The following is a 13,955-nucleotide window of genomic DNA, read 5'->3' on the forward strand; positions in this document are numbered from 1 at the left end:
GACGGATCGTCCGACGCTGCCCGCGCAAAAAAGCCCGCCCCCCCTCACGGGAGGCGGGCTTTTTCTTTGGCCAAGACGGCGCTCAGGCCGCCTTCAGACCGCCGGCCTTCACGATGAAGTCGGCCACCACCTCCACGCCCTTGCCGTGGCGGATGGAGGCAAAGACATAGGGCCGGCCCTGGCGCATGCGCTGGGTGTCGGCTTCCATGATGGAGAGGTCCGCGCCCACTAGCGGCGCAAGGTCGGTCTTGTTGACCACCAACAGGTCGGAGCGGGTGATGCCCGGCCCGCCCTTGCGCGGGATCTTCTCGCCGCCGGCCACATCGATCACATAGACGGTGAGATCCGCCAGCTCCGGCGAGAAGGTGGCGGCCAGATTGTCGCCCCCCGATTCGATCAGCACCAGATCGAGCCCCGGGAACTTCGCCTCCATCTGCGCCACCGCTCGCAGATTGATGGAGGCGTCCTCACGGATGGCGGTGTGCGGGCAGCCCCCCGTCTCCACCCCCAGAATGCGCTCCGGATCCAGCGCGCCCGCCACCGTCAGAAGGCGGGCGTCTTCCTTGGTGTAAATGTCGTTGGTGATGGCGCAGATGTTGTAGCGCTCGCGAAACGTCTTGCAGAGCATCTCCATGAGGGCGGTCTTGCCCGAGCCGACGGGACCGCCGATGCCCACCCGAAGGGGGCCGTTGCCGGATGCGCTCATGAGCGGAAAAGCCTCGTATATTGGGTTTCGTGACGGAAGGAGCCGAGATCGGCCCGGAAGGTGGCGGTGCCGATCTCGTCGAGCCCCAGCGTTTGCGCGGCATGGGCCAGGTGCGCCACCCGGGGCGACAGCGCGGCGAGGATGCGGGCGGCGGCGGTCTGGCCGACGGGAGCGAGACGCAAGGCGGCCGAGAGGAGCGCCTGCACCTGGGCCAGCATGAAGGCTTGCCCAGCGCTGGCGCAGGGCACGTCATGGGCGGCGCAGGCGAGCGCGACCGCCACGGGATAGGCCACCTCCTCCCCTTCCAGCACCGGGGCGAGGCGCGACAGGCGCGGATGGGGCCAGGCAGCGGTGACCGCATCGAGGAAGGACCGGCCCTGCTGGCAGGTCTCCAGCCGCAGTTCCGCAGAGGGAGAGAGCGCGACGGCCAGTTCATTCACCTCGCGCAGCGCGGCCGCGTCATCGGCGGCGGCCGCCCGGTAGGCATGGGCGAAGAGGATGGCATCGGAGCGGGGAAAGCCGTGCTCCAATATGTCGGTCACATAGGCAAGAAGGCTCGGCTCGCGGTCCACGTCGCCCGCCTCCACCGCCCATTCCAGGCCGTGGGAATAGGCATAGCCCCCCACGGGGAAGCTCGGGGACAGCCACGCGAAAAGGGGCAGCAGGCCGATGCCGGCCGCCGCCTCTCCCTGATCTGGCGCTGCGGCGCCGGGCATTGCGCCCGGCAGGTCAGTCGTGATGGTGGTGATGTCCGCACCCGCAGCTTGCGCCCGCTTCCGCGTGGGCATGGGCGTGGCCATGCACCTCCCGATGGGTATGGGCGTGATCGTGGTCATGGTGGTCGTGCCCGCAATGGGCATGGTCATGGTCGTCGCCATGGTCATGGTCACCGTGATGGTGATGCCCGTGCTGGTGCGCGTGCTCCTGCGCCGCCTCATAGGCGCCGCGCTCCGGCCGGAAGGGCCGCACCACGGCCACCGTGGCGGCGCCGATGCCGCGCAGCATTTCCTCGATCACCTTGTCATCCGCCACATAGAGCGCGTTCTCGGTGAGCTCGGTGGGCACATGGCGGTTGCCCAGGTGCCAGGCGGCGCGCATCAGGCGCAGCGGGTTGAAGGTGGTGATCTCCAGCAGCGTCTCGGGCGCCGCCTTCACGCGGATGAGCCGGCCGTCATCCAGCACCAGCGCATCGCCATCATCGAGCACGGTGGCGCGGTCGAGATCCAGCAGGAATTCCGCGCCGGTGTCGGAGGTCAGCGCGATCCGCCGGCGGTGGCGGGCGTGATGATCGAGGGTGATGGTGTCGACCACCTGCTCCGCGCGAACGGCCAGGTGACGGATGATGCGGGTAGCACGGGCCATGTTATCGTCTCCGGTTAGCGTCAAATTAATTTAACGCCATACACTGGGTAATCATCGGTGAGGGGTCACACGTTTCAGAACACCAGTTTGCTCTGCTAGGGTGAGTCAGAATGGCAACCTTCATTCCAGTCATCTTTGACATATAGACTTCACTCACCCACGCCCTTCGGTTTTCCTCTGTGAAAGAGCCAATGCGCTCACTCGCCCCCAGTTTTTCCCTCACCCACGCACCGCACCATCGACCGAAGCAAACGATCATTTTTACTTTCAAAGTGTCCACTACACTGGAGTGGAAAGCCCAGCATTCTGCGGCAAGATCAGCCGGTTTCTTCAAATCGACAAAACTCCTCGACCTCAAGAAGATCAAATTGCTAGCAGGGGTCGCCTTCGGCTCCAGACTTAAACTCCTCATGAGATGCGCCACTCTCACCTGAATTGGCGCTTGTCCCGTCTCCCGCGAACCCCATTGTTCGCAAGTAAAAGCAGACCAGCATCCGGCGCGCATCACCGCTCCTCGCACCTGCCCCGTAACACAAGGAAGCCCCTCTGCACATGGATCACCACCCGGGTTAAGGCCTAAGAAATAAAAATCTTTCTCCCCGTCGAAGGCTTTCCGCCCAGAATAAAAAACGCTACCCGACTTCGCCAACACGCTGGATGGAATGCTCTCCGCGAACTTCGCCATCTGAGATACAGGCAGCGGGGCGGCGGGATCTGTCGGGTTAGCTCCGCACACAACATTCATCTCTCAGAACAAGAAGTAGCGCTGCGCCATCGGGAGGACCTCGGCCGGCTCGCAGACGAGCAGCTCGCCATCGGCGCGCACGTCATACGTTTCCGGGTCCACCTCGATGTGCGGCGTTGCGTCGTTCAGCACCATGCTCTTCTTGCTGATGCCCCCACGCACATTCTCTACAGATACCAGCGTCTTGCTTGTCTGGAGCTTGCCCGCGAGGCCATCCTCCACCGCCGCCTTGGAGACGAAGGTCAGCGAGGTGCCCGTGCGCGCGCGGCCGAAGGCGCCGAACTGGTAGCGGTAATGCACCGGCTGGGGGGTGGGGATGGAGGCGTTGGGATCGCCCATCTGGGCCATGGCGATGGCACCGCCCTTCAGCACCAGGTCCGGCTTCACGCCGAAAAAGGCCGGCGTCCACAGCACGAGGTCGGCCAGCTTGCCCGGTTCCACCGAGCCAATGTGCTTGGACATGCCGTGGGCGATGGCGGGATTGATGGTGTATTTGGCGATGTAGCGGCGGGCGCGCAGATTGTCGTTATTGCCCTCGCCCGGCAGGCCGCCGCGCTGGCGCTTCATCTTGTCCGCCGTCTGCCAGGTGCGGATGATGACCTCGCCCACCCGGCCCATGGCCTGGCTGTCCGAACTCATCATGGAGAGCGCGCCGAGATCATGGAGGATGTCCTCCGCCGCGATGGTCTCCTTGCGGATGCGGCTCTCGGCGAAGGCGAGGTCCTCGGCGATGGAGGGGTCGAGGTGGTGGCACACCATGAGCATGTCCAGATGCTCGTCGATGGTGTTGCGGGTGAAGGGCCGCGTGGGATTGGTGGAGGAGGGCAGCACATTGGCGAGCCCGGCCACCTTGATGATATCCGGCGCATGGCCGCCGCCCGCCCCTTCCGTGTGGAAGGCATGGATGGTGCGGCCCTTGAAGGCGGCGATGGTGTCTTCCACGAAGCCGCTCTCATTGAGCGTGTCGGTGTGGATCATCACCTGGATGTCGAAGGCATCGGCCACCGACAGGCAGCAATCGATGGCGGCGGGCGTGGTGCCCCAGTCCTCATGCAGCTTCAGGGCGCAGGCGCCCGCCCGGACCATTTCCTCAAGAGCTGCGGGCTTGGAGGCATTGCCCTTGCCGGCGAAGGCGAGATTCATGGGGAAGGCATCGGCCGCCTCGATCATGCGGGCAATGTGCCAGGGGCCGGGGGTGCAGGTGGTGGCGAAGGTGCCGGTGGCCGGCCCGGTGCCGCCGCCCAGCATGGTGGTGACGCCGGAGGCCAGCGCCTCCTCGATCTGCTGCGGACAGATGAAATGGATGTGGCTGTCGAAGCCGCCGGCGGTGAGGATCTTGCCCTCGCCCGCAATCACTTCCGTGCCGGGGCCGATGATGATGTCCACGCCCGGCTGCACATCGGGATTGCCGGCCTTGCCCAGCTTCACGATGCGCCCGCCGGCAATGCCCACGTCGCACTTCACCACGCCCCAATGATCCAGCACCACCGCATTGGTGATGACGGTGTCCACGGCGCCGTCCGCATTGGTCACCTGGCTCTGGCCCATGCCATCGCGGATCACCTTGCCGCCGCCGAACTTCACCTCCTCGCCATAGGTGGTGAAATCCTTCTCCACCTCGATGACGAGGGACGTGTCCGCGAGGCGGATCTTGTCACCCACGGTGGGGCCGAACATGTGGGCATAGGCGGACCGGGGAAGATGGGCGGGTGCGGACATGGAACGATGATCCTCAGGGGAGGAGTGAATAGTGGCCGTGATCGGCCGCGTCGGTATCGAAGGTGAAGGTGGCGCGGCAGCCGGCCTCGGCATTGATCTCGGCAATGAGATAGTCGGCGAAGTCGCCGCGCCCGTGTTCGTAGGCTTTCAGCGCCCGGCGCGCTGCCGGCGAGAACGGTACCTCGAAAACCTCGGCATCCAGCACATCGGCCACGAAGTCCGCCACCTGCCGGCGGCTGCGCTTCATGCGCTTGGACAGGGTCCAGGTGGCCTCGGCCAGAACAATGGGATTGATCATGGCCGGCTCGGGCGCCACCGCGCGCAGCATTGCCACGCACTGCGCGTGCTGGCGCACGGGCTCGTCCTCGATGAACACCCGCAACAGAACGTTGGTATCGAGGCCGATCATCTGCCGCTCATCTGCCACGCCGCTTGTGGACGCGCTCTTCCTGCTCGTCCATGGCCTGGTCCCGGGCCGCATCGATGTCCGGCTGGCCGAAGTTCCGGTTCCGCCGTCCAACCGCTTTGGTCAGCGATCCGGCGATATCATCCAGCGTCAGCCGACGGCGGATATGGGCCTGGCCGTCGTCATCCACCACCAATTGCAGGGTGGCGCCGGTCTCGATGCCCGCCGCCTTGCGATAGGCGGCGGGCAGCGTCACCTGCCCCTTGCTCGTCACGGTGAGCTTGAAGTTCTGCACGGCCACACCCTTACAGGTCTCGTATCGCCTTACTTTAGCACGAAGGTAAGGCGCTTACAGCTTGCCCATCACATCGCCCCGGAAGCCATAGACCTCGCGCTTGCCGGAGAGCGGCACGAGGGAGACCTCGCGGGTGGCGCCCGGCTCGAAGCGAACGGCGGTGCCGGCGGCGATGTCGAGGCGCATGCCCCGGGCTTTTTCGCGGTCGAAGGCGAGGGCGCCATTGGTCTCGTAGAAATGATAGTGGCTGCCCACCTGGATGGGCCGGTCGCCGGTATTGGCCACCGACACCACCACCCGCTCGGCACCGGCGTTGAAGACGATCTGGCCAGGCATGGTGATGACCTCGCCAGGCACGTCGTCGGACGCCGCGCCCCGGATGGGGTGGTGCACGGTGACCAGCTTGGTGCCATCGGGGAAGGTGGCTTCCACCTGGATGTCGTGGATCATCTCGGCAATGCCCGGCATCACCTGGTCGGTGGTGAGCACATGGGCGCCCGCCTCCATCAGGTCGGCCACCGTCCGGCCGTCGCGCGCGCCTTCCACCACGAAGTCCGTGATGAGGGCGATGGCCTCCGGATGGTTGAGCTTCACCCCCCGCGCCAGGCGCTTGCGCGCCACCTCGGCGGCCATGGCGATGAACAGCTTGTCCTTTTCGCGCGGCGTCAGCAGCACGGCACTTCTCCCTAAAGACCCCAGACACGCGGCAGCGGACCGCCCGTGAACCCCATCAGAAACGACGTCGCATCCCGCCGCAACGCCTCGATGCTCTGCCCGATGAAACGCACCGCCAGCAGACCGTTCCAGGCGCTGGCGCCGCATTCGCAGGCGCAGGCCTCAAGAAGGCTGCGCGCCTCCTCCAGCCGCGCCTCCGCGTCGGGCGCCACGTAAAGACAGGTGCCGAGCGCCACGCCCCCCGCCGCGACCGCAGGCCGGTCAATGAGATCGGCAATGGGGCCGGAGAGACGCAGGGCGTCCGCATAGATGAGCTTGCCGGCCCGGCGCACCCGCCAGCGGTCGGACAGATGGCCGTCCTTCACCTGCTCGCCCCGCGCGGCGCGCCCCAGCATCAGCCCCTCGAAGGACAGGAAGCGGGCATCCTCGGCCAGGTCCACCTCATAGGTGCGGGCAAGGCACGCGGTGTCGAACAGGATGGTCTCCTGCGGCAGCCACTGGAGGCTCGCGCCGGCGTCCGCCGCGAGCCGCACGGAAATCTCAGACACCGCCCCGTCGGAGCGATAGACCTTCTCCGCCGCGGGGGTCGCCACGGTGACGCGGGCGCCCGGCCGGGCGGTAATGGAAATGGTGAAGACATCGCCGCAGGCGACCCCGCCGGCGGTGTTCACCAGCACGGCCTCGAGGCCCCCGCCCTCCACGCGCGGCAGGCGGGCGCGCAGCGAACCGCTCTCGGCCAGCGCGGACAGGTGCGTTCCGGCGGCGGAGGATTCCGCCACCAGTTCCACCCGCCCGATGCTGCGCTGCCGTGAGGCCGGGGCGCCCTCAGATGGCCATGAGACGGCGGACATCATCTCCATCAAGCCCGCTCCGGTCCCCGCTCACCACCACTTCGCCGCGCTCCATGAGGATGAAGCGATCGGCCAGATCACGCGCGAACTCAAAATACTGCTCCACGAGCACGATGGCCATGTCCCCCTTGTCGCGCAGGTAGGAAATGGCGCGGCCGATATCCTTGATGATGGAGGGCTGGATGCCTTCGGTGGGCTCGTCCAGCACCAGCAAAGAGGGCCGGGTCACCAGCGCCCGGCCGATGGCCAATTGCTGCTGTTGTCCACCGGAAAGATCGCCGCCGCGCCGACCCAGCATGGATTTGAGCACCGGGAACAGCTCGAAAATCTCGTCCGGGACGTTGCGGTCCTTGCGGGCCAGGCGCGCATAGCCGGTTTCCAGGTTTTCCTTCACGGTCAGAAGCGGGAACACCTCGCGCCCCTGGGGCACGAAGCCGATGCCCAGCGCCGCGCGATCCGGGGTGGGCAGTCGGGTGATGTCCTGCCCGTTGAAGGTGACGGACCCGCCCGCCACCGGCCGCTGGCCCATGATGGCGCGCAGAAGCGAGGTCTTGCCAACGCCGTTGCGGCCGAGGACGCAGGTGACCTGCCCCTTCTGCGCCTCCAGGTTCACTTTGCGCAGGGTGTGGGCGGCGCCGTAATAGAGATCGAGGTTCTCGACCTTCAGCATGCGAAAACCTCCAAGGCGGGGATGGCGCCCACAGGCGCGCGGGGTGTGAAGGACAAGGTGCCGGCCACCCTCACCTCCCCAGATAGACTTCGATGACGCGCTCGTTGGAGCTCACCTGGTCCAGCGAGCCTTCCGCCAGCACCGAGCCTTCGTGCAGCACCGTGACCTTCACGCCGAGGTCGCGCACGAACACCATGTCGTGCTCCACCACCACCACGGAGCGCGTCTTGGCGATGTCGCGCAGCAAGTCGGCCGTGTCGGCGGTCTCCTGGTCGGTCATGCCGGCGGCGGGCTCGTCCACCAGGAGGAGGCGCGGCTCCTGGGCCAGCAGCATGCCGATCTCCAGCCATTGCTTCTGGCCGTGGCTCAATTCGGAGGCGCTGCGCTTGCGGTGATCCTTCAGGCGGATGCGCTCCAGCAACTCGTCGATGCGCTCGCGCTCATGGGCGGTGCGGCGCCAATAGATGTTGGAGAAGGCGCGCCGGTCGCTTTTCACCGCCAGCAGGAGATTGTCCTCCACCGTGTGCATGTCGAACACGGTGGGGGTCTGGAACTTGCGGCCGATGCCCAATTGGGCAATGGCGGCCTCGTCCAATTGGGTCAGGTCATGGGTGCCGGCAAACACCGCCTCGCCCTTGGTGGGGCGGGTCTTGCCGGTGATGACGTCCATCATGGTGGTCTTGCCGGCGCCGTTGGGGCCGATAATGGCCCGCATCTCCGCTTCCTCGATGGTCAGCGAGAGGGCGTTGAGCGCACGGAAGCCGTCAAACACCACGGACACGTTGTCCAGATAGAGCAGCGCCGGGGTGAGTTCGTTGGTGAGGGGCTGGGAGGCTTCCATGATCCTCACTCCGCGGGCTTGGCGGCGACGGCGCCGGGGGTGGGCTTGCGGCGGCGGGCGGAGAGGCTGGCCCAGAGGCCCAGCACGCCCTTGGGCAGGAACAGCGTCACCAGCACGAACAGGGCACCGAGCGCGAACAGCCAGGCTTCCGGCAGGAGGCCGGTGAACCAGGTCTTGCCCGCATTCACGATGAGCGCGCCCAGCGCCGCCCCCACCAGCGTGCCGCGTCCGCCCACCGCCACCCAGATCACCGTCTCGATGGAATTGGCGGGCGCAAATTCGCCGGGATTGATGATGCCCACCTGCGGCACATAGAGCGCGCCGGCCAGGCCCGCCAGCATGGCCGAGATGGTCCAGCACAGGAGCTTGTAATTCTCCACCCGGTAGCCGAGGAAGCGCGTGCGGCTCTCCGCATCGCGCACCGCCACCAGCACCTTGCCGTATTTGGAAGTCACCAGCGCCCGGCACAGCACATAGCCCCCCGCCAGCGCCAGCGCCGACATGGCAAAGAGCGTCGCGCGGGTGCCGTCCGCCGAGATGGAGAAGCCCAATATGTCCTTGAAGTCTGTCAGGCCGTTATTGCCGCCGAACCCCATGTCGTTGCGGAAAAAGGCCAGCATGAGCGCGAACGTCATGGCCTGGGTGATAATGGACAAATAGACGCCCGTCACCCGCGAGCGGAAGGCGAACCAGCCGAACAGGAAGGCCAGCGCGCCCGGCGCCAGGAACACCATGAGCATGGCGAAGGGGAAGAAGTCGAACCCGTACCAGAACCACGGCAGTTCCTTATAGTTGAGGAACACCATGAAGTCGGGCAGCACCGGATTGCCATAGACGCCCCGGGCGCCGATCTGGCGCATGAGATACATGCCCATGGCATAGCCGCCGAGCGCGAAGAAGGCGCCGTGGCCAAGCGAGAGCACGCCGCAATAGCCCCACACCAGATCCACCGCCACGGCGAGCAGCGCGTAGCAGACATATTTGCCGAGCAGCGGGACCAGATAGTCGGAGACGTGGAGCGGCGAGCCCTCCGGCACCATGAGGTTGGCGGCCGGCACCAGCACCGCCGCCCCCAGCACGATGGCGAGAAAGAACCAGCCTTTGCGATCGATCATGCCGGTCATGCTTCCACCGCCCGGCCCTTGAGCGCGAACAGGCCGCGCGGGCGCTTCTGAATGAAGAGGATGATGAGGACGAGAATGACGATCTTGCCCAGCACCGCGCCGGCGAAGGGCTCCAGCAGCTTGTTGGCGACGCCAAGGCCGAAGGCCGCCACCAGCGTGCCCCAGAGGTTCCCCACCCCGCCGAACACCACCACCATGAAGCTGTCGATGATGTAGCCCTGGCCGAGGTTCGGGCTGACATTGTCGATCTGCGAGAGGGCGACGCCGGCAATGCCGGCAATGCCTGAGCCCAGCCCGAAGGTGAGCGCGTCGATGCGCCCCGTGCGGATGCCCATGGCGCCGGCCATGCGCCGGTTCTGGGTGACGGCCCGCACATAGAGGCCGAGCATGGTGCGCTTGAGCACCATGAGCAGCGCGAAGAAGACCAGCAGCGAGAAAACGATGATCCAGAGCCGGTTATAGGTGATGGCCATCTGTCCGATATCGAACGAGCCGGACATCCAGGAGGGCGCGCCCACCTCCTTGTTGGTGGGGCCGAAGATGGAGCGCACCGCCTGCTGGAGGATGAGCGAGATGCCCCAGGTGGCCAGCAGCGTTTCCAGCGGCCGACCATAGAGGAAGCGGATCACGGTGCGCTCGATCAGGATGCCCACCAGAGCCGTGAACAGGAAGGCCAGCGGCAGGGCGATGGCCAGCGACCATCCGAACAGGCCGGGCATGGATGTGCGGATGAATTCCTGCACCACATAAGTGGTGTAGGCGCCCAGCATCACCATCTCGCCATGGGCCATGTTGATGACCCCCATGACGCCGAAGGTGATGGCGAGGCCGATGGCGGCCAAGAGCAGCACCGAGCCGAGCGAGAGGCCGTACCACACATTCTGCGCCACGCCCCAGATGGCGAGCGAGCGATTGATGGCGTTCACGCCCTCCGCCGCCGCGGCCTTCACCGAGGCGGGGCTGTCCGCCGGCAGGCTGGAAAGCAGCGCCTTGGCATCCTGGTCGCCCCGGGCCGCGATGACACGGGCGGCGGAGGCGCGCTCATGCTCGCTGACATCAGGCTTGGTGAGGAGGATGGCGGCGCGGGCCTGGGTGAGCGCGGCCTTCACATTGGCATTGCTCTCCTTGGCCAGGGCGGCGTCCAGCGTCGGCAAGGTGGCGGGATCGCGGGACTTGAACACGGCGCCGGCGGCGGCGAGGCGCTTGTCCGCATCGGGGCTCAGCAAGGCGAGCGCGCCGGCGGCGGCATCCACGCCCCGGCGGACGCGGTTGTTGAGGCGCACCACCTTAAGACCGGCGGGCGGGGCGGCCACCACCGCGCCGGTGGCGGCATCGGTGACCGCACCCTGCGGGGTGCGCAGATAGACCGCCTTGGTGGCGGGATCGAACAAGAGGCGCCCGTCGCGGATGGCGTCCACGATGGCGGCGGCCTGGGCATTGGTGGAGATCGCCAGCAGGCCAAGGGCGGCCTCGGTGTCCGAATAGCTGTCGGTCCCGAGCTTGGCGAGCGCCGGCGCCAGATCGGCGGACGCGGCGGCGGTGGGGGGCGGAGCGGATTGCGCCATTGCGGGCGGCGTGGCCGGCCCGAGGAGAAGCGTAACGGCGAGCGCCAGCCCGGCAAGGAGAAGGGGGGCGGCGCGCCTCAGGTTTTGATGGGTCATGTCAGTCCGCAAGTCCACCGCTGCGAGGGGGCGGCCGCGCGGGCGCGGCCGGATGAGCGGGTGCGGCCACCGGGCCGCGCTGCGGCCTTCGGGCGGGCGGGCGGATCAGGTCCACCCGCATCGGGCGTCAGCGGGCACCCGGCGTGCCGGGCACCCGCGCGCGCCTCACTTGGTGGCGCTGCCGAGGCAGACCTTCTTCACGCTGTCATAGTTGCCGCAGTTCAGCTGAACCCAGTCGGCCACCAGATCCTTGGAGCCTTCCAGCTGCTTGGACCAGGCTTCGCCGGGGATCAGGTTCTCAGTCTTCCACACCACGTTGAACTGGCCGTTGTCCTCGATCTCGCCGATGAAGACGGGCTTGGTGATGTGGTGGTTCGGCAGCATCTCGGACACGCCGCCGGTCAGGTTCGGCTGCTTGGTGCCGGGGAGCGCGGCGATGACCTTGTCCGGATCGACGGAGCCGGCCTTGGTGACGGCCTGAACCCACATGTTGAAGCCGATATAATGGGCTTCCATGGGATCGTTGGTGACCGCCTTCGGGTTCTTCATGAAGGCCTGCCACTGCTTGATGAAGGCGTCGTTCTCGGGGGTCTTGATGGACATGAAGTAGTTCCACGCGGCCAGGTGGCCGACGAGGGGCTTGGTATCCATGCCGGCGAGCTCTTCCTCGCCCACCGAGAAGGCCACCACCGGGATGTCGGTCGCCTTGATGCCCTGGTTCGCCAGTTCCTTGTAAAAGGGCACGTTGGCGTCACCATTGATGGTGGAGACCACGGCGGTCTTCTTGCCCTGCGAGCCGAACTTCTTGATGTCGGAGACGATGGTCTGCCAGTCGGACTGGCCGAACGGGGTGTAGTTGATCATGATGTCCTCGGACTTCACGCCCTTGGACTTCAGGTAGGCTTCCAGGATCTTGTTGGTGGTGCGGGGATAGACATAGTCGGTGCCCGCGAGCACCCAGCGCTCCACCTTCTCTTCCTTGGCGAGATAGTCCACCGCCGGGATCGCCTGCTGGTTCGGCGCGGCACCCGTATAGAACACGTTCCGCTCGCTCTCCTCGCCCTCATACTGGACGGGGTAGAAGAGGATGGAATTCAATTCCTTGAACACCGGCAGCACCGACTTGCGGCTCACCGAGGTCCAGCAGCCGAACACCACGGACACCTTGTCCTTGGTGATGAGCTCGCGGGCCTTCTCGGCGAACAGCGGCCAGTTGGAGGCGGGGTCCACGACGACGGCCTCGAGCTTCTTGCCCAGCACGCCGCCCTTCTTGTTCTGCTCCTCGATGAGCATGAGCATGACATTCTTCAGCGTGGTCTCGCTGATGGCCATGGTGCCCGAGAGGGAGTGCAGAATACCGACCTTGATGGTCTCCTGTGCCGACGCGGTCCCGATCATTCCCGCGATCGCCGTGGCTGCCACCAGGCTCCCGAGCCCGAGGCTCTTCGCAGCGCCCTTGGCCGCTCCCATGGCGGCGTCCTTGGCAACCCGTCCCAGCATTCCGAGCATGCGCTCTCTCCGTGTTCGTCGGCTGGCACACGGCCAGCGCAACCGGACACAGCAAGCCCCATGCCACACGCGCCGCGCGGCATGGGAGCCATCTGCATGCAATGCGGAATCTGGCGCCGCACGTGGTGCGCCATGGCGGGAGGCGGCCCTGCCTGCGCAACAGGCGGTCTTGTTTGCCTAATTTTTAGACAGATATCGACACACCTGCCCGAACGGGCGCCATATGTGTTACAGAATGTTGAACAGATACAGCAGGACGATGACGCCGAAGGGCACGCCCATGAGCCAGAGAAGCACGCCACGCATGGGATGAGATCCTTTGTTGGTAACACCTGCCTCATCAACGCGCATGCGCTTCCCGCGTTCCCGTGCCTCCGTGTGCATTGCATGATCTTGACCCCGACCGCGCACGTCTTTCTTATGCCGGAAAGGGGATGGGGCACTTCATGGACGAACTCATCGACGGCTACAGGCGGTTCAGGGAAGTGGCCTGGCCGGACCATAAGGCGGTGTTCGAGCGCCTCGCCGCGCGCGGCCAGCGGCCCCACACCTTCATCGTCGCCTGCTCCGACAGCCGCGTCGATCCGCAGATGATCTTCAATACCGGCCCGGGCGAGTTGTTCGTGGTGCGCAACGTCGCCAACCTCGTGCCCCCCTACCAGCCGGACGCGAAATATCACGGCACCAGCGCCGCGCTGGAATTCGCCGTCAATGTGCTGAAGGTGCAGAAGGTGGTGGTGCTGGGCCATGCCCAATGCGGCGGCGTCCATGCGCTCCTCGACGGCGCCCCGCCCGGCGCACAAGACTTCGTGGCCCCCTGGATGACCATGGCGGAAAGCGCCCGGCAGGAGACGCTGGAGGCCAATCTCCCGCCCGAGGAGCGCCAGCGCTTCTGCGAGCATTGCTGCGTGCGCCTGTCGCTGTCCAACCTGAAGACCTTCCCCTGGCTCTCGAAGCGGGTGGAGACGGGTGACCTCTCGCTGCACGGCGCCTATTTCGGCGTCGCCACCGGCCGCCTGGAACTGCTCGCCGACGACGGGGCCTTCAAGGCGGTGGACTGACGGCGCCGCAATCGCCCGCCTGCTCCTGTCTGCGCGGGGAGAGGACCGCCTGGCCACCCCAAGAGGCGTGCCCGGCCTTGCCGGAAGGCCTGCCCGGCGCACGCAGGTCAGACTGGACGAATCGCTCCGCCTTTTCCGAGCGAAGGCGGGGCGGGCGGGCGCGCCAGCCGCAGCATTCCCACCGCTTCCAGAATGCAGGCTGCCGGGCAGCGAAACGCGGTAACAATTTGCCGCGTGAAACCAAAAGAGCCGATTGCCACGGGGCCGCTTGGCGTAAGCATAACATTCGGCTAGGACTTGCCCCCGCAAGTAAGCGTCGGCCTGCCGGGC

The 13,955-nt window shown here is 66.2% G+C and carries 14 protein-coding genes; 1 reads left to right on the forward strand and 13 read right to left on the reverse strand.

Annotation, left to right across the window (positions count from 1 at the left end; all coding sequences use genetic code 11):
- Window positions 1-82 precede the first annotated feature (82 nt).
- From ureG to urtA, 13 genes are all read right to left on the reverse strand, one after another.
- Window positions 83-706, reverse strand: a complete 624-nt coding sequence (ureG, locus tag J5J86_RS09195) for an urease accessory protein UreG (RefSeq protein ID WP_209104580.1) — start codon at window positions 704-706, stop codon at window positions 83-85.
- Window positions 703-1,422, reverse strand: a complete 720-nt coding sequence (locus J5J86_RS09200; RefSeq protein WP_209105329.1) for an urease accessory protein UreF — start codon at window positions 1,420-1,422, stop codon at window positions 703-705. Before J5J86_RS09200 ends, ureG begins: the two co-directional genes overlap by 4 nt.
- Before the next feature lie 13 nt (window positions 1,423-1,435).
- On the reverse strand, window positions 1,436-2,068 hold the full coding sequence (ureE, locus tag J5J86_RS09205; RefSeq protein ID WP_209104581.1) for an urease accessory protein UreE: 633 nt from the start codon (window positions 2,066-2,068) through the stop codon (window positions 1,436-1,438).
- A 748-nt stretch (window positions 2,069-2,816) separates the two neighbouring features.
- On the reverse strand, window positions 2,817-4,532 hold the full coding sequence (gene ureC / locus J5J86_RS09210) for an urease subunit alpha (RefSeq protein WP_209104582.1): 1,716 nt from the start codon (window positions 4,530-4,532) through the stop codon (window positions 2,817-2,819).
- Between the two features lie 13 nt (window positions 4,533-4,545).
- The gene (locus J5J86_RS09215) at window positions 4,546-4,941 is read right to left on the reverse strand and encodes a PIN domain-containing protein (RefSeq protein ID WP_209104583.1); all 396 of its coding nucleotides are present in this window, start codon (window positions 4,939-4,941) and stop codon (window positions 4,546-4,548) included.
- A 7-nt stretch (window positions 4,942-4,948) separates the two neighbouring features.
- A complete protein-coding gene (locus J5J86_RS09220; protein WP_209104584.1) occupies window positions 4,949-5,233 on the reverse strand; it encodes an AbrB/MazE/SpoVT family DNA-binding domain-containing protein in 285 nt (94 codons plus the stop codon).
- 54 nt (window positions 5,234-5,287) lie between these two features.
- A complete protein-coding gene (locus J5J86_RS09225; RefSeq protein WP_209104585.1) occupies window positions 5,288-5,908 on the reverse strand; it encodes an urease subunit gamma in 621 nt (206 codons plus the stop codon).
- Window positions 5,909-5,919: 11 nt separating this feature from the next.
- Window positions 5,920-6,768, reverse strand: a complete 849-nt coding sequence (locus J5J86_RS09230) for an urease accessory protein UreD (RefSeq protein ID WP_247658288.1) — start codon at window positions 6,766-6,768, stop codon at window positions 5,920-5,922.
- Window positions 6,734-7,429 carry an urea ABC transporter ATP-binding subunit UrtE gene (urtE, locus tag J5J86_RS09235; RefSeq protein WP_209104586.1) on the reverse strand — a complete coding sequence of 232 codons (696 nt, stop codon included), beginning with the start codon at window positions 7,427-7,429 and terminating at the stop codon, window positions 6,734-6,736. Before urtE ends, J5J86_RS09230 begins: the two co-directional genes overlap by 35 nt.
- Window positions 7,430-7,499: 70 nt before the next feature.
- Window positions 7,500-8,270, reverse strand: a complete 771-nt coding sequence (gene urtD / locus J5J86_RS09240; RefSeq protein ID WP_209104587.1) for an urea ABC transporter ATP-binding protein UrtD — start codon at window positions 8,268-8,270, stop codon at window positions 7,500-7,502.
- A gap of 5 nt (window positions 8,271-8,275) precedes the next feature.
- On the reverse strand, window positions 8,276-9,385 hold the full coding sequence (gene urtC, locus J5J86_RS09245) for an urea ABC transporter permease subunit UrtC (protein WP_446698669.1): 1,110 nt from the start codon (window positions 9,383-9,385) through the stop codon (window positions 8,276-8,278).
- 5 nt (window positions 9,386-9,390) lie between these two features.
- Complete coding sequence (urtB, locus tag J5J86_RS09250) at window positions 9,391-10,959, reverse strand: urea ABC transporter permease subunit UrtB (RefSeq protein WP_209105331.1); 1,569 nt, start codon at window positions 10,957-10,959, stop codon at window positions 9,391-9,393.
- Between the two features lie 261 nt (window positions 10,960-11,220).
- Window positions 11,221-12,555, reverse strand: coding sequence for an urea ABC transporter substrate-binding protein (gene urtA / locus J5J86_RS09255; RefSeq protein ID WP_446698683.1), 1,335 nt, complete (start codon window positions 12,553-12,555; stop codon window positions 11,221-11,223).
- Window positions 12,556-13,010: 455 nt separating this feature from the next.
- On the opposite strand from urtA, the gene J5J86_RS09260 reads away from it, so the two are divergent.
- The gene (locus tag J5J86_RS09260; RefSeq protein ID WP_209104589.1) at window positions 13,011-13,625 is read left to right on the forward strand and encodes a carbonic anhydrase; all 615 of its coding nucleotides are present in this window, start codon (window positions 13,011-13,013) and stop codon (window positions 13,623-13,625) included.
- The last annotated feature ends 330 nt before the right edge of the window (window positions 13,626-13,955 follow it).

The sequence above is a fragment of the Aquabacter sp. L1I39 genome, from assembly GCF_017742835.1.
Taxonomy (GTDB): domain Bacteria; phylum Pseudomonadota; class Alphaproteobacteria; order Rhizobiales; family Xanthobacteraceae; genus L1I39.

Excerpts from the sequence above, each read along its gene's own strand:
- ureC (WP_209104582.1), bottom strand. The coding sequence starts at position 4,532 with ATGTCCGCACCCGCCCATCTTCCCCGGTCCGCCTATGCCCACATGTTC.
- ureG (WP_209104580.1), bottom strand. The coding sequence starts at position 706 with ATGAGCGCATCCGGCAACGGCCCCCTTCGGGTGGGCATCGGCGGTCCC.
- J5J86_RS09260 (WP_209104589.1), top strand. The coding sequence starts at position 13,011 with ATGGACGAACTCATCGACGGCTACAGGCGGTTCAGGGAAGTGGCCTGG.
- J5J86_RS09215 (WP_209104583.1), bottom strand. The coding sequence starts at position 4,941 with ATGATCGGCCTCGATACCAACGTTCTGTTGCGGGTGTTCATCGAGGAC.
- urtB (WP_209105331.1), bottom strand. The coding sequence starts at position 10,959 with ATGGCGCAATCCGCTCCGCCCCCCACCGCCGCCGCGTCCGCCGATCTG.
- urtD (WP_209104587.1), bottom strand. The coding sequence starts at position 8,270 with ATGGAAGCCTCCCAGCCCCTCACCAACGAACTCACCCCGGCGCTGCTC.
- J5J86_RS09230 (WP_247658288.1), bottom strand. The coding sequence starts at position 6,768 with ATGGAGATGATGTCCGCCGTCTCATGGCCATCTGAGGGCGCCCCGGCC.
- J5J86_RS09200 (WP_209105329.1), bottom strand. The coding sequence starts at position 1,422 with ATGCCCGGCGCCGCAGCGCCAGATCAGGGAGAGGCGGCGGCCGGCATC.
- ureE (WP_209104581.1), bottom strand. The coding sequence starts at position 2,068 with ATGGCCCGTGCTACCCGCATCATCCGTCACCTGGCCGTTCGCGCGGAG.
- urtE (WP_209104586.1), bottom strand. The coding sequence starts at position 7,429 with ATGCTGAAGGTCGAGAACCTCGATCTCTATTACGGCGCCGCCCACACC.
- urtC (WP_446698669.1), bottom strand. The coding sequence starts at position 9,385 with ATGATCGATCGCAAAGGCTGGTTCTTTCTCGCCATCGTGCTGGGGGCG.
- urtA (WP_446698683.1), bottom strand. The coding sequence starts at position 12,555 with ATGCTGGGACGGGTTGCCAAGGACGCCGCCATGGGAGCGGCCAAGGGC.